Annotated in this window: 21 protein-coding genes and 1 tRNA gene; 17 read left to right on the top strand and 5 right to left on the bottom strand. The window is 68.3% G+C overall.

Annotated features, from left to right (window positions below):
- Window positions 1–2 precede the first annotated feature (2 nt).
- Both HHL11_RS05445 and HHL11_RS05440 read left to right on the top strand, forming a co-directional pair.
- Window positions 3–1475, top strand: a complete 1473-nt coding sequence (locus HHL11_RS05445) for an alpha-amylase family glycosyl hydrolase (protein ID WP_169417409.1) — start codon at window positions 3–5, stop codon at window positions 1473–1475.
- Complete coding sequence (locus HHL11_RS05440) at window positions 1472–2674, top strand: esterase/lipase family protein (RefSeq protein WP_169417408.1); 1203 nt, start codon at window positions 1472–1474, stop codon at window positions 2672–2674. The genes HHL11_RS05445 and HHL11_RS05440 overlap by 4 nt, the downstream gene beginning before the upstream one ends.
- On the opposite strand, the gene hrcA is transcribed toward HHL11_RS05440, so the two are convergent.
- A complete protein-coding gene (hrcA, locus tag HHL11_RS05435) occupies window positions 2671–3675 on the bottom strand; it encodes a heat-inducible transcriptional repressor HrcA (RefSeq protein WP_169419925.1) in 1005 nt (334 codons plus the stop codon). The genes HHL11_RS05440 and hrcA overlap by 4 nt on opposite strands.
- Window positions 3676–3716: 41 nt before the next feature.
- On the opposite strand from hrcA, the gene HHL11_RS05430 reads away from it, so the two are divergent.
- From HHL11_RS05430 to rapZ, 3 genes are read left to right on the top strand one after another with little or no spacing between them, the layout of a single operon-like run.
- Window positions 3717–4610: an NAD kinase gene (locus HHL11_RS05430; protein WP_169417407.1), complete on the top strand. Its 894-nt coding sequence runs from the start codon at window positions 3717–3719 to the stop codon at window positions 4608–4610.
- The gene (recN, locus tag HHL11_RS05425; RefSeq protein ID WP_169417406.1) at window positions 4607–6259 is read left to right on the top strand and encodes a DNA repair protein RecN; all 1653 of its coding nucleotides are present in this window, start codon (window positions 4607–4609) and stop codon (window positions 6257–6259) included. Before HHL11_RS05430 ends, recN begins: the two co-directional genes overlap by 4 nt.
- Before the next feature lie 5 nt (window positions 6260–6264).
- The gene (rapZ, locus tag HHL11_RS05420; RefSeq protein WP_169417405.1) at window positions 6265–7143 is read left to right on the top strand and encodes an RNase adapter RapZ; all 879 of its coding nucleotides are present in this window, start codon (window positions 6265–6267) and stop codon (window positions 7141–7143) included.
- Between the two features lie 4 nt (window positions 7144–7147).
- Here rapZ and mutY read toward each other — a convergent pair whose 3' ends face one another.
- The 3 genes from mutY to mutM are packed head-to-tail and all read right to left on the bottom strand — an operon-like array spanning window position 7148 to window position 11012.
- Complete coding sequence (mutY, locus tag HHL11_RS05415) at window positions 7148–8179, bottom strand: A/G-specific adenine glycosylase (RefSeq protein WP_342593179.1); 1032 nt, start codon at window positions 8177–8179, stop codon at window positions 7148–7150.
- Window positions 8176–10146: a dynamin family protein gene (locus tag HHL11_RS05410; RefSeq protein ID WP_240980014.1), complete on the bottom strand. Its 1971-nt coding sequence runs from the start codon at window positions 10144–10146 to the stop codon at window positions 8176–8178. The genes mutY and HHL11_RS05410 overlap by 4 nt, the downstream gene beginning before the upstream one ends.
- Before the next feature lie 50 nt (window positions 10147–10196).
- The gene (gene mutM, locus HHL11_RS05405) at window positions 10197–11012 is read right to left on the bottom strand and encodes a bifunctional DNA-formamidopyrimidine glycosylase/DNA-(apurinic or apyrimidinic site) lyase (RefSeq protein WP_169417403.1); all 816 of its coding nucleotides are present in this window, start codon (window positions 11010–11012) and stop codon (window positions 10197–10199) included.
- Between the two features lie 36 nt (window positions 11013–11048).
- On the opposite strand from mutM, the gene HHL11_RS05400 reads away from it, so the two are divergent.
- The 8 genes from HHL11_RS05400 (at window position 11049) to HHL11_RS05365 (ending at window position 17240) form a co-directional block, all read left to right on the top strand.
- Window positions 11049–12785: a tetratricopeptide repeat protein gene (locus tag HHL11_RS05400; RefSeq protein ID WP_240980013.1), complete on the top strand. Its 1737-nt coding sequence runs from the start codon at window positions 11049–11051 to the stop codon at window positions 12783–12785.
- Window positions 12782–13261 carry a lipoprotein insertase outer membrane protein LolB gene (locus HHL11_RS05395; RefSeq protein ID WP_342593178.1) on the top strand — a complete coding sequence of 160 codons (480 nt, stop codon included), beginning with the start codon at window positions 12782–12784 and terminating at the stop codon, window positions 13259–13261. The genes HHL11_RS05400 and HHL11_RS05395 overlap by 4 nt, the downstream gene beginning before the upstream one ends.
- 8 nt (window positions 13262–13269) lie before the next feature.
- Window positions 13270–14121, top strand: a complete 852-nt coding sequence (gene ispE / locus HHL11_RS05390; RefSeq protein ID WP_169417401.1) for a 4-(cytidine 5'-diphospho)-2-C-methyl-D-erythritol kinase — start codon at window positions 13270–13272, stop codon at window positions 14119–14121.
- Between the two features lie 26 nt (window positions 14122–14147).
- Window positions 14148–14224: transfer RNA gene (locus tag HHL11_RS05385), tRNA-Gln, on the top strand.
- 65 nt (window positions 14225–14289) lie between these two features.
- Window positions 14290–15267, top strand: coding sequence for a ribose-phosphate pyrophosphokinase (locus HHL11_RS05380; protein ID WP_169417400.1), 978 nt, complete (start codon window positions 14290–14292; stop codon window positions 15265–15267).
- Window positions 15268–15346: 79 nt separating this feature from the next.
- The gene (locus tag HHL11_RS05375) at window positions 15347–16030 is read left to right on the top strand and encodes a 50S ribosomal protein L25/general stress protein Ctc (protein ID WP_169417399.1); all 684 of its coding nucleotides are present in this window, start codon (window positions 15347–15349) and stop codon (window positions 16028–16030) included.
- A 143-nt stretch (window positions 16031–16173) separates the two neighbouring features.
- On the top strand, window positions 16174–16794 hold the full coding sequence (pth, locus tag HHL11_RS05370) for an aminoacyl-tRNA hydrolase (RefSeq protein WP_169417398.1): 621 nt from the start codon (window positions 16174–16176) through the stop codon (window positions 16792–16794).
- A 77-nt stretch (window positions 16795–16871) separates the two neighbouring features.
- Window positions 16872–17240, top strand: a complete 369-nt coding sequence (locus HHL11_RS05365; RefSeq protein ID WP_169417397.1) for a hypothetical protein — start codon at window positions 16872–16874, stop codon at window positions 17238–17240.
- A 33-nt stretch (window positions 17241–17273) separates the two neighbouring features.
- Here HHL11_RS05365 and HHL11_RS05360 read toward each other — a convergent pair whose 3' ends face one another.
- Window positions 17274–17534 carry a YfhL family 4Fe-4S dicluster ferredoxin gene (locus HHL11_RS05360; protein WP_169417396.1) on the bottom strand — a complete coding sequence of 87 codons (261 nt, stop codon included), beginning with the start codon at window positions 17532–17534 and terminating at the stop codon, window positions 17274–17276.
- 48 nt (window positions 17535–17582) lie between these two features.
- On the opposite strand from HHL11_RS05360, the gene HHL11_RS05355 reads away from it, so the two are divergent.
- From HHL11_RS05355 to HHL11_RS05340, 4 genes are read left to right on the top strand one after another with little or no spacing between them, the layout of a single operon-like run.
- On the top strand, window positions 17583–18533 hold the full coding sequence (locus HHL11_RS05355) for an ABC transporter permease (RefSeq protein WP_169417395.1): 951 nt from the start codon (window positions 17583–17585) through the stop codon (window positions 18531–18533).
- A complete protein-coding gene (locus HHL11_RS05350; RefSeq protein ID WP_169417394.1) occupies window positions 18530–19411 on the top strand; it encodes an ABC transporter permease in 882 nt (293 codons plus the stop codon). The genes HHL11_RS05355 and HHL11_RS05350 overlap by 4 nt, the downstream gene beginning before the upstream one ends.
- Window positions 19412–20431: an ABC transporter ATP-binding protein gene (locus HHL11_RS05345; RefSeq protein ID WP_169417393.1), complete on the top strand. Its 1020-nt coding sequence runs from the start codon at window positions 19412–19414 to the stop codon at window positions 20429–20431.
- Window positions 20428–21225 carry an ATP-binding cassette domain-containing protein gene (locus tag HHL11_RS05340; protein WP_169417392.1) on the top strand — a complete coding sequence of 266 codons (798 nt, stop codon included), beginning with the start codon at window positions 20428–20430 and terminating at the stop codon, window positions 21223–21225. Before HHL11_RS05345 ends, HHL11_RS05340 begins: the two co-directional genes overlap by 4 nt.
- Window positions 21226–21294 lie beyond the last annotated feature (69 nt).

Below are 21294 nucleotides of genomic sequence, written 5' to 3'. Positions count from 1 at the left end.
CCATGCAAGCCTGGCCTGCGCATCCTTCCATCTACGAGATCAACACCTGGGTCTGGCTCGCGGAACTCGGCCCGGGCGTCACGCTGGCCGACGTGCCTGCCAATGCCTGGGACGACATCGCGGCTCTCGGCTTCGACGCCGTCTGGCTCATGGGCGTGTGGCAGCGCAGCCCCGCGGGCATCGCCGTCGCCAATCGCAACGCCGGCCTGCTTCAGGACTTCCGCCGCGCGCTGCCGGATTTCCGCCCGGAGGACAACGTCGGCTCGCCTTATTGCGTGCGTGACTACAGCGTGGACCCGCGCCTGGGCGGACGCGCCGGGCTGGCCGAAGCGCGCGCCGCACTGGCCAGACGCGGCCTGCGCCTGGTGCTGGACTTCGTGCCGAACCACGTCGCGCCGGACCACTGGTGGGCCAGCAGCCATCCGGACTACTTCGTGCGCGGCACGCCGCAGGACGCCGAGCGCGACCCGGCGTCCTTCCTCGCCGTCGGCGCCAACGTCTACGCCAACGGCCGCGATCCCTACTTCCCCGCCTGGCCCGACGTGCTGCAGCTCAATGCCTTCTCCGCCGGCCTGCGCGCGGCGGCGATCGACACGGTGCGCGACATCGCCAGCCAGTGCGACGGCGTGCGCTGCGACATGGCCATGCTGATGTTGAACCAGGTGTTCGAGCGCACCTGGGCCGGCCGCGCCGGCGTCGCCCCCGAAACCGACTACTGGCGCGAACTCATTCCCGCCGTGCGCGCCGAACACCCGGACTTCCGCTTCATCGCCGAGGCCTACTGGGACCTGGAGTGGGAACTGCAGCAGCAGGGCTTCGACTTCTGCTACGACAAGCGCCTGTACGACCGGCTGGAGCACGGCGACCCCGAGGCGCTGCGCGAGCACCTCTGCGCGGACCTCGCCTACCAGCGCAAGCTGCTGCGCTTCATCGAGAACCACGACGAACCGCGCGCGGCGGCCACCTTCGCGCCAGACCAGGCCCGTGCGGCCGCCGTGCTGGCGTTCACGCAATGCGGCGCACGCCTCGTGCACGAAGGCCAGATGGAAGGCCGCAAAGTGCGCCTGCCCGTGTTCCTGGGGCGGCGTCCCGCCGAAGCGCCCGACGAAGCGCTGCGCGCCTTCTACCGCCACCTGCTGCAAGCCAGTGCAGCGAACCTGTTCCACGCCGGCGAATGGCAGCTGTGCGAGCGCATCGGCTGGCCGGACAACGCCAGCTACGAACGCATCGTCGCCTGGTGCTGGCGCCTGGGCGAAGAGCGCGCGCTGCTCGCCGTGAACCTGGCCGACACGCCATCGCAAGGGCAGGTGAAGCTGCCCTGGGACGAGCTCGCCGGCGCCACCTGGGGGCTGGACGACGAACTGGCAGGAACCACATTCGAACGAGAGGGAAACACGATGAGGAATCCGGGTCTCTACATCGCCCTGCAAGCCTGGGGCTGCCACTTCCTGCGCCTGCGGAGGGCCGGCTCATGATGCGCGTCCTGATGCTGCTGCTGTCCGTGGCGCTGCTGGCCGGCTGCGCGCGCTTCGGCCGCCTGCAGGACGACATCGACGCCTACCAGGCCAGCGTCGCGCGCATGAGCGGCACGCTGGCGTCCGCCTGCGCCGACTGCCCCGTCATCGTGGTGCCGCTGGACGCCCAAGGCCAGCCCCTGGGCTACAAGGTGTTCGAAGGCCCGGGCCGCTTCGAGATGATGGTCGACAAGTCCACGCGCAGCGTGTTCGCTTTCCATGACACCGACGGCGACCTGCGCTACGACGCCGGCGAGGCCTTCGCCTGGCAGCCCATCGCCGGCGGCGACATGGACGCCGTGAACCTGAACCTGCGCGCGGCGAGCGCGCAGCCCGCGCCCGGCGTGCTGCCGCAAGGCAGCCTGTTCGCGCTGCGCAACCGCGGGCCCGGCGGCGTGGAGATGCAAGTCGGCACGCCCGCGCAGCTTGCCGACGCGCGCTTCGACCGCGAGAAGGCCAAGCTGGGCATGTGGCAGCCGGTGGGCTTCATGCGCGAAGGCCTGGCGGGCGTCTATTTCCTGCAGCCCTATTCCGCCGGCAAGACGCCGGTGTTGCTGGTGCACGGCATCGGCGGCACGCCGCGCGACTTCGAGCCGCTGCTGGCGCACATCGACCGCACGCGCTTCCAGCCCTGGGTCTTCTACTACCCGTCCGGCCTGGAGCTGTCCGCGGTGGGCACGGGCCTGATGCGGCTGCTGAACGAACTGCAGCGCCAGTACGGCTTCCGCGAGCTGCACGTGGTGGCGCACAGCATGGGCGGGCTGGTGGCGCGGTCCTACCTCAACGAATGCCGGCAACTGGAGGAGTGCAGCTACCTGCGCACCTTCACGTCGATCTCTTCGCCCTTCGGTGGCGCATCGGCCGCCCAGGTCGGCGTGGAGATTGCGCCCGCGGTGATGCCGGTGTGGCGCGACATGAGCCCGCAGAGCCGCTTCCTCGGCGAGCTGTTCGCCAGCCCGCCGCCGGTGCAGGTGCAGCACCACATGGTGTTCGGCTACAGCGACAAGACGGTGCCGCTGCGCAGCCAGCTGCCGCTGGCGGCCCAGCAGCAGGCAGCATCGGTGCGCGGCTTCGACGAGGACCACATGGCCATCCTGGCCTCCCCCGCGGTCGCGGCGCACCTGAACGCCGTGCTCGCGGGCCAGGTCGGCCCGCACTAGCTCTTGTGGCTGAGGGCGTTGCTGACCAGACGTGACGTGATGTCCACGATCTGGATCATGCGGTCGTAGGCCATGCGGGTCGGGCCGATCACGCCCAGCGTGCCGACCACGTGGCCATCCACCTCGTAAGGGGCGCTGACCACCGACAGGTCCTCGAAGGGCACGATCTGGCTTTCGCCGCCGATGAAGATGCGCACGCCCTCGGCCTGGCTGGACACGTCCAGCAGGCGCATCAGCTGCGTCTTCTGCTCGAACAGCTCGAAGGCGCGCCGCAGGTGCGTCATGTCGCTGGAGAAGTCGCTCACGGCCAGCAGGTTGCGCTCGCCGGAGATGACCACCTCTTCCTGGTCTTCGCTCATGGCCTGCGAACTGGCCTCCACCGCCGTCTGCATCAGCGTGACGATTTCGCCGCGCAGCTGGTCCACCTCGGTCTTCAGGCGCGCGCGAACCTCCTCCATCGTCAGGCCGGCGTAGTTGGCGTTGAGGAAGTTGGCGGCCTCGGCCAGCTGGGACTGGCTGTAGTCGGCCTCGGTGTGCACCACCCGGTTCTGCACGTCGCCATCGGGCGAGACGATGATGACCAGGAAGCGGCGCTCCGACAGGCGCAGGAATTCGATGTGGCGGAAGACCGAGCTGCGTCGCGGCGCCACCACCACGCCGACGAACTGCGACAGGCTGGACAGCAGCTGTGCGGCGTGGGCGATGACCTTCTGCGGCTGGTCGGCCGGCAGCGAGGGCGCGGCGAGGTCGCCGTGCTTGGCCGTCAGCATGGTGTCGACGAACAGGCGGTAACCGCGCGCGGTGGGGATGCGGCCGGCGGAGGTGTGCGGGCTGGCGACCAGGCCGAGCTCCTCCAGGTCACTCATCACGTTGCGGATGGTGGCCGGGGAAAGCTCCAGCCCGGACGCGCGCGAGAGAGTGCGCGAGCCCACGGGCTGCCCTTCGGCGATGTAGCGCTCGATCAGGGCTTTGAGCAACAGCTTGGCGCGGTCGTCGAGCATCATGAGGGGTAACGGGGCAATTTTAATGATGTAATTTGCCGATGAAATCCATCTTCCGGCAGGTCGCGCTGATCGGCAAGTACCATGCCGCAGTTCCGCCGGCTCTGGCGGCCTCGTCGCGCGCCGCGCTGGAAGACATTGCGAATTTTTTGGCGCAGGCGGGCTGCGAAGTGGTGGTGGAACGCGACACCGCGGCCAGCACCGGCCTCAACGGCCTGCCGGTGGCGGACGTCGCCGGCCTCGGCGCCCAGTGCGACCTGGGCCTGGTGGTGGGCGGCGACGGTACCATGCTGGGCATCGGCCGCCAGCTGGCGCAGTACGGCGTGCCCCTGATCGGCATCAACCAGGGCCGCCTGGGCTTCATCACCGACATCGCGCTGGACGCCTACCGCACCGTGCTGCCGCCCATGCTGGCCGGCGAGTACGAGGAAGACCTGCGCAGCCTCATGCACGCACGCGTGCTGCGCGACGAACAGTGCGTCTTCGACGCCCTGGCCATGAACGACGTGGTGGTGAACCGCGGCGCCACTTCCGGCATGGTCGAACTGCGGGTCGAGGTGGACGGCCATTTCGTCGCCAACCAGCGCGCCGACGGCCTGATCATGGCTTCGCCCACGGGTTCCACGGCCTATTCGCTGTCCGCGGGCGGCCCGCTGTTGCATCCCGGCATCGCCGGCTGGGTGCTGGTGCCGATCGCTCCCCACACGCTGTCCAACCGGCCCATCGTGCTGCCGGACGCGGCGGAAATCACCATCGAGCTGGTCGCCGGGCGGGACGCCAGCGCCAACTTCGACATGCAGTCGCTGGCTTCCCTGCTGCATGGCGACCGCGTCACCGTGCGCCGCTCGCAGCACAAGGTACGATTCCTGCACCCCAAGGGCTGGACCTACTTCGATACGCTGCGCAAGAAATTGCATTGGAACGAAGGCCAATGAGCCTCAAGAGAATCGCCCTCCGGGATTTCGTCATCGTCCGCGAGCTCGAGCTCGAGCTGGGCGAAGGCTTCTCCGTGCTGACCGGCGAGACCGGCGCCGGCAAGTCCATCCTCATCGACGCGCTGCAGCTGGCGCTGGGCTCCCGCGCCGAGGCCAGCGTCGTGCGCGAAGGCGCCGCCCGCGCCGAGATCAGCGCCGAATTCGACCTGCCGCCGGCCCTGGTGCCCTGGCTGGAAGAGTCGGGCTTCGACAGCGGCGACACCTTGCTGCTGCGCCGCAACGTCGACAGCCAGGGCAAGAGCCGCGCCTGGATCAACGGCAGCGCCGCCACCGCCACCCAGCTGCGCGAAGCCGGCGAACTGCTCGTGGACATCCACGGCCAACACGCCTGGCAGAGCCTCACGCGCCCGGCCGCCGTGCGCGACCTGCTCGATGGCTACGCCGGCCTCAGCACCGAAAAGCTGCAGTCCCTGTGGCAGCGCTGGCGCACGGCGCAGAAGACGCTGGCCGATGCGCGCTCCGCGCAGGATTCGCTGCAGCGCGAGCGCGAGCGCCTCGCCTGGCAGATCGGCGAAGTCGACAAGCTGGCACCCGGCGCCGACGAGTGGGACGAACTGAACACCAGCCACACGCGCCTGTCGCATGCGCAGGCGCTGCTGGACGCCGCCCATGGCGCGCAGGAAATGCTGGATGGCGAAGACGGCGGCGCGCGGCAGGGCTTGAGCCAGGCGCTGGATGCGCTGCGCGGCCAGGAACACCTGGAGCCGGCTTTCAAGGAAGTGGCCGACGTGCTGGCTTCGTCGCTGGCGCAGCTGGAAGACGCCGCGCATTCGCTGCAGGGCTACCTGCGCAAGACCGACCTCGATCCCGAGCGCCTGGCCGAACTGGACGAGCGCATGTCGCTGTGGGTGTCGCTTGCGCGCCGCTACAAGCGCACGCCGCCCGAGCTGCCGGCGCTCCTGGCGACCTGGAAGGAAGAAATGGCCAAGCTCGACGCGGCCGCCGACCTGGATGCGCTGGAAGCCGCCGAGAAGAAGGAAGGCGAGGCCTTCCTGGCCGAAGCGCGCAGCCTCTCCAAGGCGCGCGCCAAAGCGGCGCCGGCGTTGTCGAAGTCCGTTACGCAAGCAATGCAGGGGCTGGGCATGCAAGGCGGCCGCTTCGAGGTGGCGCTGGAGAAATCCGATGAGCCTTCCGCCTACGGCCTGGAGGACGTGAGCTTCCTCGTCGCCGGCCACGTGGGCAGCACGCCGCGGCCGGTGGGCAAGGTGGCTTCCGGCGGCGAGCTGTCGCGCATCGCGCTGGCCATCGCCGTCACGACCAGCCGCCTCGGCACGGCCGATACGCTCATCTTCGACGAGGTCGATTCCGGCGTCGGCGGCGCGGTCGCCGAGACGGTGGGCCGCCTGATGAAGCAGCTGGGACGCGACCGCCAGGTGCTGGCCGTCACGCACCTGCCGCAAGTGGCCGCCTGCGCCGACCATCACTTGGTCGTCGCCAAGCAGGCCGAAGGCAAGGGCGTGGCCAGCAGCGTGGCGCCGGTCGAAGGCGAAAAGCGCGTGGCCGAAGTGGCGCGCATGCTGGGCGGCGAACGCCTGTCCGGCACGACGCTGGCGCACGCCAAGGAAATGCTCGAAGCGGCGGGAGGCTGATCGCCGTGTCGTCGACCTCGCTCGAACTCGTCCTCATCACCGGCATGTCGGGGTCCGGCAAGTCGGTGGCGCTGCGCGCGCTGGAGGACGCCGGCTATTTCTGCGTCGACAACCTGCCGCCGGACCTGCTGCTGGCCTTCGTCGACCTGGAGCAGAAGCATGCTGCGCGGCGCGTGGCCATCGCCATGGACGTGCGCAGCGCGACGTCGCTGTCGCAGGTGCCGGCGCAGCTGCGCGACCTGACGACGCGCGGCGTGGCCGTGCGGCCGCTGTTCCTGGACGCCACCACCGACACGCTGGTGCGGCGCTTTTCCGAGACGCGGCGGCGACATCCGCTGTCCAAGCCGGGGCCGGAGGACGTCGACCAGCACCGTGCGGTGACCGAGGCGATCGAGCTGGAGCGCGAACTGCTGGCGGACCTGCGCGAACATGCGCACGTCATCGACACCAGCGTGCTGCGCTCGGCGCAGCTGCAGGACTACGTGAAGTCGCTGCTGTCGGCGCCGCATGCGCACATGACGCTGGTGTTCGAGTCCTTCGCGTTCAAGCGCGGGATTCCGGTAGATGCGGACTACATCTTCGACGTTCGCATGCTGCCGAATCCGCACTACGTGCCGGAGCTGCGCGACCTGACGGGGCTCGATGCGCCGGTGGCGGACTACCTGCGCGAGCATCCGGAAGTGGATGCGATGTATGCGGACGTCGCGGATTTCCTGGACCACTGGCTGGAGCCGCTGGCGAGGAACCATCGGAGTTACGTGACCGTGGCGATCGGCTGCACCGGTGGGCAGCACCGCTCCGTTTATCTCGTGGAGAAACTCGCTGAGGAATTCGGCGAGCATTGGACGACGCTGAAGCGGCATCGCGAACTCGCCAACCGGTAAGGCGTCAACGCGAGAGGAGTTTGCGGATCGGCGACGGCAGGCCCAGCTCCGGCCACTTCTTGCCGGCAAACCAGGCGCCGGCCATGCCCTTCCAGCTGGCGGGCAGCACCACTTCCACCGGATGCAGGTGCAGGTCCTTGTGCGTCAGCACATGCAGGAACGGCTCCGCATCTCTCAACTCGGACGAGCCAGGCACCGCCGCCGCCAGCGCCTCCCGGCTCCCGAACACCGGCAGGCAATACAGCCCCGCCCACACGCCCGGCGTCGGCCGCTTCTGCAGCCACACCTGGCCATCGTCCGCGCGCGCGTGCAGCAGCCACAGCGACTCCGAAGTGCGCTTCAGCTTCTTCGTCTTCACCGGGTAGTTCTGCGGCTGCCCTTCCCGCGCCGCGGCGCAGTCCGATTGCACCGGGCACAGCAGGCAGCTCGGGTTGCGCGGCAGGCACACCGTGGCGCCGATGTCCATGATGCCCTGCGTGTAGCGGGGCATGCTCTCCTTCAGCTCGCGCGCTGGCAGCAGTTCGCGCGCGTGGTCCCACAGCACGCGCTCGTTCGCGGAGGACGCCAGGTCTTCGCCATAGGCCAGCACGCGCGAGAGCACGCGCTTGACGTTGCCGTCGAAGATGGCGACCCGCTCGCCGAAGCAGAAGGAAGCAACGGCCGCGGCAGTCGAAGGCCCGATGCCCGGCAGCGTCTGCAGCTCCTGCGCCGTGCGCGGGAATTCGCCGCCGAAGCGCTCCACCACCTGCTGTGCGCAGGCGTGCAGGTTGCGGGCGCGCGAGTAGTAGCCCAGCCCGCTCCACAGCGCCAGCACGTCGTCCTGCGGCGCAGCGGCCAGCGCGCGCACATCTTGAAAGCGGGAAAGGAATCTCTCGTAGTAGCCCAGGACCGCTGCCACCTGGGTCTGCTGCAGCATGATCTCGGAGAGCCACACGCGATAAGGATCGCGGGTGTTCTGCCAGGGCAGCGTGTTGCGCCCATGGGTTTTCTGCCAGCGCACCACGCGGCCGGCAAACCCCGTCGGAAGTTCTTTCACGCCGTCTTGGCGATGGCTGGCGCGGCCGCCGGCTTGGCCGCGGCCATGGGCGTGTTGGTGAGGTGCGAAGTCAGTTCGCCCAGCTTCGCATCGAGCAGGTCCAGCGCGTTTTCCTGCGACTCGATCTCGGCGATGCGGTCGTCCAGGCCGCTCGCGGCCTGCTGGATGCGCTCGATGGCTTCCAGCCGGCGGCCGAAGTTGCGGCGGCGTTCGCGCAGCTGCGCGTCCAGTTGCGCGGCGGCGGACTTGTTCCACAGCTCCACTTCGCCCAGCGCCGACTCGTAGATGACGCGCAGGCGGGTGGCCAGCGCGCGCACCAGGCGGTCGGCGAATTCGGGTTGCGCCAGCTTCAGCGCGTTGCTCACGCCCAGGTACTGGTTGTGGCTGCGCTCCACCAGGTCCAGGTCGCGCTCGTAGCGGGCCAGGTCCGGCTCGCGCGGCGCCTGCAGCGAGAAACCGTATTCGGCGTTCAGCTGGCGGAAGGTGCCCGTCAGCATGGTCTGGATCTCGGCGCTGGTCTTCTCCGCCTTGCGCAGGCCTTCGCGCAGCCGGTCGAAAGTGGACGCGTAGGCCTTGCGCACGCCCAGCTTGATGCCGGGCTGGCGCAGCGCATTGGTCAGGTCGGCCATTTCGGCCTTCATGGTCTGCGTGCCGAGCAGCGTGAACACTTCACGCAGCAGCCGCAGGTGCACCGAGCGCACTGCGTGGATCTTGGCGCCGCTGGCGTCGAACTCGCCCTGCTCCTGCTCGATGCGCGCGCGCATGTGCTTGATGACGGAGGTGTTCTTGCCGCGCAGGCCCTTCAGCTCCACCATCTGCTCGGCCAGGTCGCGGCGGCGGATGCCCAGCACGCGGGTGGCTTCGGTGCGCAGTTCGCTGATGTTGGAGCCGACGGCGGCGCGCAGGATCTTCTGCCGCTGGCCCATGACGCCATGCGCCAGCGCCTGTTCCAGCACCGGCAGGCGGCTGGCCATCAGCAGTTCCGCGTTGCTGCTCACCTTGGCGACCAGGCCCTTCTGGCCGGACACCGGGATCACCTGGTGTTCCTTCAGGCCGAGGATTTCGGCAGTGGTCGCGCGCTGGCGGTCGATCTGCGCCTGCACCTGGGCCGGCGTGCTCAGCGCGTCCCACATGGTGTCGATCTTGTTCAACACCACCAGGCGGGAATCGGCCGCGTTGTCTTCGGCGATCAGGTGCTCGCGCCAGATGGCGAGGTCCGACTTGGTGACGCCGGTGTCGGCGGCCAGGATGAAGACGACCGCGTGCGCCTGCGGGATCAGGTTGACGGTCAGCTCGGGCTCGGCGCCGATGGCGTTCAAGCCCGGGGTGTCCAGGATGACCAGCCCCTGCTTCAGCAGCGGGTGGGCAATGTTGATCAGCGCGTGGCGCCACTTGGGCACTTCCACCAGGCCGTCGTTGCCCTGGATGGGGTTGTCCTCGGGCGAGTCCTCGTGCCAGAAGCCCAGGGCCTTGGCCTCGTCCACCGTGACCCGGCGGATTTCGGAAACCTTTTCGAAGGCCTGGGCCAGCTGCGCGGGGTCGTTGACGTCCAGGTCGACGCGGGTCCACTTCTCGGGGACCATGCGCCATTCCATCAGCGGCTGCGGCTGCAGGCGGGTTTCGATGGGCAGCAGGCGCAGGCAGGGCGGGACCTCGGGGTCGTAGCCCAGCTCCGTGGGGCACATCGTGGTGCGCCCGGCGCTGGCCGGCATGATGCGGCGCTTGTAGCCGGCGAAGAAGATCGCGTTGATCAGCTCCGACTTGCCGCGCGAGAACTCGGCGACGAAGGCCACCATGACCTTGTCCGTGCGCATCTGGCCCTCGAGCCGGCGCAGGCGCTCTTCCACCGCGCTATCGAGGAGGTCGTGGTCCTTGAGCCATTCCGACAATAGCTTCAGGCGCAGGGCGAACTCGCGCCGCCATGCGCCGTGCTGGTCGAACTGTTCGTTAAACGACGTGCTTGCCAATGAGCCCTCACTACCCGCTTTCACTATAGCATCCGCCCCTTCGCCACAGATCAGCTTTTCTGGCAATGCGGGCAGAAATACGTCGCTCGCTGGCCTTGCCGGATCGTCCGGATCGGCGTTCCGCATACTCGGCAAGGCTTGTTCGCACGGTCGTAGACCATCGCTTCCAGCTGGAAGTAGCCCGTTTCTCCCCAGGCGTTGGAGAAATCACGCAGGGTGCTGCCGCCTTTTTCGACGGCCCGCGCCAGCACGTCGCGCACCGCCGCCTGCAGGCGCGCGGCACGCGGCCGGCTGATGCGTGCGGACGACAGTGTGGGCCGGATGCCGGCCAGGAACAGGGCCTCGGATGCGTAAATATTGCCGACGCCCACCACCAGGTCGCCCGCCAGCAGCACCTGCTTGATCGGCGCCTTGCGCTTTTTCAGGCCCGCATGGAAGGCATCGAGGTCGAAGTCCTCGGTCAGCGGCTCCACGCCCAGGCTGCCCAGGAGCTTGACCGCCTCGGGCGCCAGTTCGCTGGCGGAATAAACGACGGCGCCGAAGCGGCGCGGGTCGTTCAGGCGCAACACCCCGCGGTCGGTGAGCAGGTCGAAGTGGTCATGCAAGGCGGCTTCGGGCAGGTTCGGGTCGAAGCGCAGGCTGCCGGACATGCCCAGGTGCAGCAGGAGCAAGCCCTCGCTCAGGTCCACAAGCAGGTACTTGCCGCGCCGGCGGACGCCGTGCACCGTGCGACCGACCAGGCTTTCCGGCTCGATTCCCAACGGCCAGCGCAAGGGCTTGCCCAGCCGGACGCCTTGGACCCGCGCGCCGGCGATGCGTTCCGCAAAGCTGCGGCGCGTCACTTCTACTTCCGGAAGTTCTGGCATGAATGATTAACAGGCTTCAATTATTATGAGTCGATGATGCGACTCCCCACCGCAGCAGCCGCCGTGCTGCTGGCGTTGTGCGCAACCTGCGCACCGGTCCTGGCCCAGGGCCAGGCCCCCGAGACCCCGCCGGCCGAAGTCCAGAACAGCGGGTTGGACGCCCAGCTGTTCTACCAGCTTCTGCTCGGTGAACTGAACGCGCGCAACGACGAAGTCGACGCCGGCTTCGGGCAGATCCTCGATGCCGCGCGCATGACGAACGACCCCGAACTGTTCCGCCGCGCCGTCGAAATGGCTTTCGAGGCCCGCAACGGCGACGCCGCGCTGCAGGCCGCCCGCGACTGGAAGACCGCTTTCCCGGATTCGCGCGAGGCCAACCGCTACGTGCTGCAGATCCTGGTAGCGCTGAACCGCGTGCCCGAGAGCCTGGAGCCGCTGAAGACGGAACTCGCGCTCGCCGACGCCAAGGACCGCATCGCCGTCATCGTCACCATTCCCCGCAACTACGCGCGGGTCACGGACAAGAAGCAGGCCGCGATGGTGGTGGAACAGGCGCTGTCCGGTTACACCGGTAATGCAGCGACGGCCGCCTCCGCCTGGACCGCCATCGGCCGCATGCGCCTGGCCGCCGGCGACACCGCCGGCGCGCTGGACGCCGCCAAGCGCGGCCAGACTGGCAACCCGCAAGCCGAAGGCCCGGCCCTGCTGGCGCTGGAGCTGATGGACCCCAAGCTGCCGGAAGCCGAAGTCCTGGTGCGCAAGTACATGGACGGCCAGCCGCTGCCCGAGCTGCGTATGGGCTATGCCCGCGCCCTGCTGGACGCCAACCGCTACCCCGAAGCGCTGCAGCAGATCCAGCTGGTCACGCAGCAACGCCCCGAGTTCGCCGAAGCCTGGCTGGTGGAAGGCACGCTGCTGGTGCAGGACAACCAGCTCGCCCCCGGCGAAGCGGCTCTGAAGCGCTACGTGGACCTGGCGCAGAAGCAGGGCAGCGACGAGCGCAAGCGCGGCCTGGCCCAGGCCTACCTGTCGCTGTCGCAGGTGGCGGAGAAGCGCAAGGACTATGCGCAGGCCAATGCCTGGCTGGACCGCATCGACGACCCGCAGGACCTGCTGGCGGCGCAGACCCGCCGCGCCTCGCTGCTGGCGCAGCAGGGCAAGATGGACGAAGCGCGCAAGCTGATCCGCGCGCTGCCGGAGCGCAGCCCCGCGGACGCCCGGATGAAGACGCTGGCCGAGGTCTCGCTGTTGCGCGACAACAAGCAATACAAGGCCGCCTACCAGCTGCTGGGCCAGGCCGTGGCCAAGGAACCCAAGGACCCCGACCTGCTGTATGACCAGGCCATGATGGCCGAGAAGCTGGCCGACTACGGCGACATGGAAAAGCTGCTGCGCCAGGTGATGGTGGTCAAGCCCGACTACCACCACGCGTACAACGCGCTGGGCTACTCGCTGGCCGAACGCAACACGCGCCTGCCGGAAGCCAGGCAGCTGGTGCAGAAGGCGCTGGAATACGCGCCCGGCGATCCCTTCATCAGCGACAGCCTGGCCTGGGTGGAATTCCGCATGGGCAACAACCAGGAAGCGCTGCGCATCCTGCAGGCGGCCTACAAGGACAAGCCCGATCCCGAGATCGCCGCCCACCTGGGCGAAGTGCTGTGGAGCATGGGCCAGCGCAACGAGGCGCAGAGCATCTGGCGCGAAGGCCTGATGCTCAACGGCGAGAACGAGACGCTGAACGAGACGCTCAAGCGCCTGAAGGTGAAGCCGTGACGGCGTCACGCCGACTCTTCGTGGGCAGCGCACTGGCGGTGGCCTTGCTGGCCGGCTGCGCGACGCCGCCCAAGCCGCAGGCCGCGCCCGGCGAACAGGCGTGGAGCGGCCGGCTGGCGCTGACGGTGCAGGGTGAACAGCCCTTCTCCGCCGGCTTCGAGCTGAAGGGCGCGCCGGAGCAGGGCGAGCTGACCTTGCTCACGCCGCTGGGCGGCACCGCCGGCGTAGCGCGCTGGGCGCCAGGCAGCGCGACGCTGCGCACCGACAAGGGCACGCGCGAATTCGGCTCGCTGGACGAACTGGCCACGCAGGTGGCCGGCGCGCCGATCCCGATCGCCGCGCTGTTCGACTGGCTGCAGGGCCGCGCGACGCAGGTGCCGGGCTGGAACGTGGACGTGAGCCAGGTGCCGCAAGGACGCCTGCGCGCGCAGCGCACTTCGCCCCCGGCCGACCTGCGCCTCGCCTTCGAGCACTGAGGGGCCGCATGCGGTCGCTTCACGACGTGCCGGCGCCGGCCAAGCTGAACCTGTTCCTGCACATCACCGGCCGCCGTCCCGACGGCTACCACCTGCTGCAGTCGGTGTTCATGCTGATCGACTGGCACGACACGCTGCACTTCGAGTTGCGTCCCGACGGCGCGCTGAGTCGCGAAGACCTGGGCCCGCCGCTGCCGCCGGAAGACCTGGTGCTGCGCGCCGCGCGCGCGCTGCAGCAGGCCACGGGCAGCAGCGCGGGCGCGCACATCCAGATCGAAAAGCGCGTGCCCGCCGAGGCCGGCATGGGCGGCGGCTCGTCCGATGCGGCCAGCACCCTGCTCGCGCTGAACCGCCTGTGGCAGCTGGGACTGAAGCTGCCCGCGCTGGAGAAGATCGGCTTGTCGCTCGGTGCGGACGTTCCCTTCTTTCTTCGCGGCCGCAACGCATGGGTGGAAGGAATCGGTGAGACAATCACGCCTCTCGCGCTGCCGTCCGCCCGGTTTGCAGTCGTGAAACCGGCCCACGGACTGGCGACGAAAGGAATCTTTCAGGACCCGTCCCTGAAACGGGACAGCAACAGTGCTACAATCGCAGGCTTTGCTGCTGACCCCTACGGTTTCGGTCACAACGACCTGGAACCAGTGGCTCGCAGGCTTTGCCCGGATGTGGCGGAAGCACTGCAATGGCTGGGCTCGCAGGGTTTGCATGGCCGGATGACCGGTTCCGGAAGCGCGGTCTTCGCGTTGCTTCCTGGGGGAAAATCCCTCGTGCAGGCACCGGCGGGCTGGGTGGCGAGGGAATGCGGCAATATGGATGTGCATCCGCTGGTCGGGTGGGCATCCAGCGACGATTCGGTTTGACGCTGTTCGCAGCGGCAGACCCGTGTAGGGGAGTCGCCAAGTTGGTTAAGGCACCGGATTTTGATTCCGGCATGCGAGGGTTCGAGTCCTTCCTCCCCTGCCAAACCGTTTTCTAGTCCATTGGGGCCCGCGCGCACTTCGCGAAGGCCTGGCCCGCAAAGACTTACGATGCAAGCAGCTCCCACTCCCGACTTCATGGTCTTCACCGGCAATGCCAATCCCGCATTGGCCGAAGAGATAGCCGGCCACCTGGGCATCTCTCTCGGTGCCGCCTCGGTGAGCCGTTTCTCCGACGGTGAAGTGACCGTCGAGATCAACACGAACGTGCGCACGCGCGACGTGTTCGTGGTGCAGTCCACCTGCGCCCCGACCAACGAGAACCTGATGGAGCTGCTGATCATGGTCGACGCGCTGAAGCGCGCCTCGGCCGAGCGCATCAGCGCCGTCATCCCCTACTTCGGCTATGCCCGCCAGGACCGCCGCCCGCGCAGCGCGCGCGTGCCGATCTCGGCCAAGGTCGTGGCCAACCTGCTGCAGACCGTGGGCGTGGCGCGCGTGCTCACCATGGACCTGCACGCCGACCAGATCCAGGGCTTCTTCGACATCCCCGTCGACAACATCTACGCGTCCCCGGTGCTGCTGGGCGACCTGCGCGAGAAGAACTACGAAGACCTGATCGTGGTCTCGCCGGACGTCGGCGGCGTGGTGCGCGCCCGGGCCCTTGCCAAGCAGTTGGGCACCGACCTCGCCATCATCGACAAGCGCCGCCCGAAGGCCAACGTGTCCGAAGTGATGCACGTCATCGGCGAGATCGACGGCCGCAATTGCGTGATCATGGACGACATGATCGACACCGCCGGCACGCTGGTGAAGGCGGCCGAGGTGCTGAAGGAGCGCGGCGCCAAGAAGGTGTACGCCTATTGCACGCACCCGATCTTCTCGGGCCCGGCCATCGACCGCATCTCCAAGGGCACGGCCCTGGACGAAGTGGTCGTGACCAACACGATTCCCCTGTCGGACGCGGCGCATGCCTGCACCAAGATCCGCCAGCTCACCGTCGCCCCGCTGATCGCCGAAACGATGCAGCGCATTTCCAAGGGCGAGTCGGTGATGAGCCTGTTCTCGGACCAGGTCAACCTGTTCTGAGTCTGTCGCGCCTCCTTCACGGGAGGCTTTTTGAAACGCGGGACGCACTGGTCGCGGTGGTCCCGAAATGGAGAACGCAATGAAATTCGTCGCTTTCGAGCGCGCCAAGCAAGGTACGGGTGCGAGCCGCCGCCTGCGTAACGTCGGCAAGACCCCCGGCATCGTCTACGGTGGCGAGGGCCAGCCCCAGCTGATCGAACTGGACCACAACGCGCTGTGGCACGCCCTGAAGAAGGAAGCCTTCCACTCCACCATCCTCGAGATGGACCTGGGTGGCAAGACCGCCAAGGTGCTGCTGCGTGACGTGCAGTACCACCCCTTCCGCCAGCAAGTCCAGCACATCGACTTCCAGCGCGTGGACGCCAACACGCGCATGCACATGAAGGTGCCGCTGCACTTCAAGGGCGCGGAAGAGTCCGACGCCGTCAAGCTGGACCACTGCCTGGTGAACCCGGTGATGACCGAACTGGACGTGTCCTGCCTGCCGGCCGAACTGCCCGAGTTCATCGAGATCGACCTGTCCGGCCTGAAGAAGGGCACGACCCTGACGCTGAAGGACATCAAGCTGCCGAAGGGCGTGAAGGCCGTGACGCACGGCAAGCCGAACCCCGTGGTGGTGTCCGTGGTGACCCCGGCTGCCGAGGAATCGGCTGAAGCCGCTGCCGCCGGTGCCGAAGGCGCCGCTGCTGCCGCTCCGGCCGCTGCCCCCGCCAAGGGCGGCAAGGACGCGAAGCCGGCTGCGAAGGCTCCCGCCAAGAAGTGACGTCGTGCCGCGAAGGCGGCACATCGTCATCCCCGCGCAGGCGGGGATCCGGAAAGGCCCGCGAAAGCGGGCCTTTTTGCATTTCGAGCCGGTGACAATAAGCGCATGTGCGCCCCGGCGCTTTCCACTACCTTCGCACCATCATGATCAAGCTGTTCGTCGGCCTGGGCAACCCCGGCCCCGAGTATGAAGCCACCCGCCACAACGCCGGTTTCTGGTGGGTGGACGAGCTCGCGCGCCAGTTGAAGGTGAACCTGGTGGCGGACCGCGGCTACCACGGCCTGGTCGCGCGCGCCAACGTCCACGGGCAGACGGTGTGGCTGCTGGAGCCGCAGACCTTCATGAACCTCTCGGGCAAGTCGGTGGCGGCGCTGGCGCGCTTCTACAAGATCGCCCCGCAGGAGATCCTGGTGGCGCACGACGAACTCGATGTCGTGCCCGGCCAGGCCAAGCTCAAGCTGGGTGGCAGCCATGCCGGCCACAACGGCCTGCGTGACATCCACGCGCAGCTGGGCACGGACGATTACTGGCGCCTGCGCATCGGCATCGGCCACCCCGGCGTGAAGTCCGAGGTGGTGAACTGGGTGCTGAAGAAACCGGCGCCCGACCAACGCACGGCCATCGAGGACTGCATCATCCGCACGCAGAAGGCCGTGCCGGCCTTCCTGGCAGGCGAGATGGACAAGGCCACGCTGGTCGTGCACACGCACAAGCCGCCGCGCCCGAAGCCGCCCCGGCCGGACGCGCCGCCGCCGGCGCCCTGACGCACGCGTCGGGCGTCGGGCCACGCATCACGTAGGGTGCCGCAGCTTCGCTGCGCACCGCGCGAGGAGGAGGACGCATGAAGACGCTATTCGCAACGGCACTCGCCATCCTGGCAACAACCACCGCCGCCCAACAAGTCTGGCGCTGCGGCAGCAGCTACCAGCAGAAGCCCTGCGAAGGCGGCGCGCAAATCGAGGTTTCCGACACGCGCACCGCAGCCGATGCGGCCAATGCGCGCGCCTCGGTGCAATCCGACCTGAAGACCGCCGCCGCCCTGGAAAAATCCCGCCACGACGCGGAGAAGAACGCGCCGAAGGCGCTGGTGATCGGCGGCGTGCCCAAGGAAGCCGCCTCAGCGCCCAAGCAGGTGGCGCAGCATCACAAGGACAGCAAGGGCAAGAAGAAGGAGCCGGAGAACTTCACGGCCGTCGCGCCGAAGAAATGACGCCCTGGGTTCCCGCCTCCGCGGGAATGAGGATCAGGAAGGTTTCGCCGCGGCCGTGAGGCGCAGGTACTTCTGGTATAGCGTTTCCTTGTCCTCCACCCGCTCGGGGTTCAGGGGGATGCACGCCACCGGGCAGACCTGCACGCACTGCGGCTCGGGGAAGTGGCCGACGCATTCGGTGCACTTGTCCGGGTTGATCTCGTAGATCTCCGGCCCGAGGAAAATGGCCTCGTTCGGGCACTCCGGCTCGCACACATCGCAGTTGATGCACTCGTCGGTAATCATCAATGCCATGGCGTGCAGAAACCTCCGGATACGACTTCTGGCATTATCCCCGGCTTCATGAGCCTGTTCCTCTTCAAGCGCCTGATCACCCTGATTGCGACGCTGGTAGGTACCTCGGTGGTCGTGTTCCTGGTGCTGGAGATCCTCCCGGGCAATGCCGCCCAGATCCTCATGGGCCCGGACGCCTCGCCGGAGGCCGTCACCGCCCTCGCGCACAAGCTGGGCCTGGACCAATCCGGGTGGGACCGCTATTGGCATTGGGTCACCGGCATGGTGCACAGCGACCTCGGCCTCAGCTACGCGTACAGCTCGCCGGTTTCCGAACTGATCCTGGAGCGCCTGTCGCTCACCGTGCCGCTGGCGCTGCTGGCCATGGCGCTGACCATCGCCATCGCTCTCGTCGCCGGCGTCTACGCCGCCGCCCGCCACAACAAGCTGGGCGACGTGGCGATCATGAGCTTCACGCAGGTCGGCATCGCGGTCCCGAACTTCTGGTTCGCCGTGCTGCTGATCCTGCTGTTCTCGGTGCACCTGAAGTGGTTCTCCGCCGGCGGCTTCTACGGCTGGAGCGACGGCATCCTGGAAGGCGCGAAGGCGCTGCTGCTGCCCGCCATCTCGCTCGCGGTGGTGCAGTCGGCCATCCTGGCGCGCATCACGCGCTCCTCGGTGCTCGAAGTGATGCGCGAGGACTTCGTGCGCACCGCCCGCGCCAAGGGCGTGTCGCAGGGCGGCGCGCTGTGGGGTCACGTGCTCCGCAACGCGCTGATTCCGGTCGTCACCGTCATGGGCCTGCAGTTCGCCGAGTTGCTGGCCGGCACCATCGTGGTGGAAAAGGTGTTCTCGTTGCCGGGCCTGGGACGCCTGATCTTCGAATCGATCTCCAACCGCGACCTCATCGTCGTGCGCAACTGCGTGATGCTGCTGGCGGCGATGGTGGTGGTGGTGAACTTCGCGGTGGACCTGCTGTACGCGGTGATCGACCCGCGCGTGAAGGCGAGCGACATATGAATGCCGTCATGCCGACGCCGCCCGTGACGGCTCCGGCGCAAGCGCCGGGCTTCTGGAAGCGCGCCTTCCGCAACCCCAGCTTCGTCATCGGGCTGGTGCTGAGCCTGCTGCTGCTGGCGGCCGCGGCGATCTCCTTCGTGTGGACGCCGCACAACCCGTACGAGATCGACATGGCGCTGAAGCTGCGGGCGCCGGACCTCCAGTACTGGCTGGGAACCGACCCCTACGGCCGCGACATCGCCTCGCTGCTGCTGGTGGGCGCCCGCGCTTCCATCGTGGTGGGCGTCATCGCTGTCGGCATCGGCCTCGTGATCGGCACGGCGCTGGGCCTGCTGGCCTCGGCCCGGCGTGGCTGGGTCGAGGAAGTGATCATGCGCGTGGCCGACTTCGGCTTCGCCTTCCCGGCCATCCTGTCGGCCATCATGCTGACGGCGGTGTTCGGCCCGGGCATGGTGAACGCCATCATCGCCATCGGCATCTACAACATCCCCACCTTCGCCCGCATCACGCGCGCCTCGGCCAACGCGGTGTGGGGCCGCGAGTACGTGCTCGCCGCGCGCGCCTGCGGCAAGGGCAGCTTCGCCATCACGATCGAGCACGTGCTGCCCAACATCCTGTCGGTGCTGATCGTGCAGGCCACGATCCGCTTCGCCATCGCCATCCTCGCCGAGGCCGCGCTGTCCTACCTGGGGCTGGGCACGCAGCCGCCGCAGCCGTCGTGGGGCCGCATGCTCAGCGAAGCGCAGAGCCTGCTGTTCACGGCGCCGCTGCTTGCGGTGTTCCCTGGCATAGCCATTGCATTGGCAGTGATGGGCCTCAACCTGCTCGGGGACGGCCTGCGCGACCTGTTCGATCCTCGCCTGGCCCGCAAACGATAGATGGCATTGCTCGAAGTCCAGGACCTCTCGGTCCAACTGCAAACCCACCGCGGCCCGGCCTACGCGGTGCGCAATGCCAGTTTCTCGCTGGAGCGCGGCGACTCGCTGGGCCTGGTCGGCGAGTCCGGCTGCGGCAAGTCCATCACCGTGATGGCGCTCATGGGCCTGCTGCCCGAGAACGCCAAGGTCACGGGCAGCATCCTGTTCGACGGCCAGCAGCTGGTGGGCAAGCCCGAGCGCGCGATGTGCGCGCTGCGCGGCGACCGCATGGGCATGATCTTCCAGGAGCCGATGACGGCGCTGAACCCGGTGCACAGCGTGGGCCGGCAGGTCGCCGAGCCGCTGCGCCTGCACCGGGGCATGAACGCCACCGATGCGCGCAAGCAGGCCATCGCCTTGCTCGATCGCGTCGGCATCCCGGACGCGGCGCGCCGCATCGACGCCTATCCGCACCAGTTCTCCGGCGGCCAGCGCCAGCGCATCACGATCGCGATGGCGCTCGCCTGCGGGCCCGACCTGCTGATCGCCGACGAGCCGACGACCGCGCTGGACGTGACGATCCAGCGCCAGATCCTGGACCTGATCCGCGAGCTGGTGGCCGAACGCGGCATGGCCCTGATGCTGATCTCGCACGACCTGGGCGTGATCGCGCAGAACGTGCGCCGCATGCTGGTGATGTACGGCGGCATGGTGGTGGAAAGCGGGCCGACCGCTTCGGTCTTCGCCAATCGCAGCCATCCATACACGCTGGGCCTGTTTTCAGCGCGGCCGGGATTGCATTCGGGCAAGGGCAAGCGCCTGGCCACCATCCCGGGCACGGTGCCGGAGCTGGTCGACCTGCCCAAGGGCTGCCCTTTCGCGGGGCGCTGCAGCTACACCATCGCTGACTGCCACAGCGTGGTGCCGCCGGCCGTCGAAGTGGGGAGCGACCATCGTGCGCGCTGCATCCGGCTGGACGCGGTGGCGGCGGCGGCCCTCACCCCAACCCTCTCCCAGAGGGAGAGGGAGGAACAGCCATGAGCGAAGCGCTGCTGAAGGTCGACAACCTGGTCAAGGACTACACGCTGCCGCGCGAAAAGCTGCTGCAGCCGCCGGCCAGGGTGCAGGCGCTCAAGGGCGTGAGCTTCACGATCGAAGCCGGCCGCAGCCTGGGCATCGTGGGCGAGTCCGGCTCCGGCAAGTCCACGCTGGCCCGCCTCGTCATGGCGCTGGACACACCCACCTCGGGCAGCGTGCGCATGCTGGGACGCGACCTGCACGCGCTGCGCAAGGAAGAACTGCGCCTGGCACGGCGCGACTTCCAGATGGTGTTCCAGGACCCCTACGGCTCGCTGGACCCGCGCCAGACCGTGGAGCGCATCGTCTGCGAGCCGCTGGCCGCGCAGGGCGGCGCCACGCGCGAGGAGCAGCACGCGCGCGCCGCCGAAGCGCTGCAGGCCGTGGGCCTGCGCGCCAACGACCTGGGCAAGTACCCGCACGAATTCTCCGGCGGCCAGCGCCAGCGCATCGCCATCGCGCGCGCGCTCATCACGCGCCCGCGCCTGATCGTCGCCGACGAACCCGTGAGCGCGCTGGACGTCTCCGTGCAGGCGCAGGTGCTGAACCTGATGCAGGACCTCCAGCAGGAGTTCGGCATCACCTACATGTTGATCAGCCACGACCTCGCGGTCGTGCATCATCTGTGCGACGACGTCGCCGTGCTCTGGCAAGGCCGCATCGTCGAACAGGGATCGCCCGAGCGCCTGTTCTCCGCGCCGGAGCATCCATACACACGTACCCTGCTGGCCGCGGTGCCGGAGGCCGAACCCCGGTGAGGCCCTCTTGCGAACGCGCGCCGATCTCGGGGATGATCATCGTTCTCAACCATTCCAAGTCGTCGGAGC

This window comes from Ramlibacter agri (genome assembly GCF_012927085.1).
Lineage (GTDB): Bacteria > Pseudomonadota > Gammaproteobacteria > Burkholderiales > Burkholderiaceae_C > Ramlibacter > Ramlibacter agri.
The sequence above is the reverse complement of the archived record's forward strand: the minus strand, read 5'-3'. Positions and strand labels throughout refer to the sequence as shown.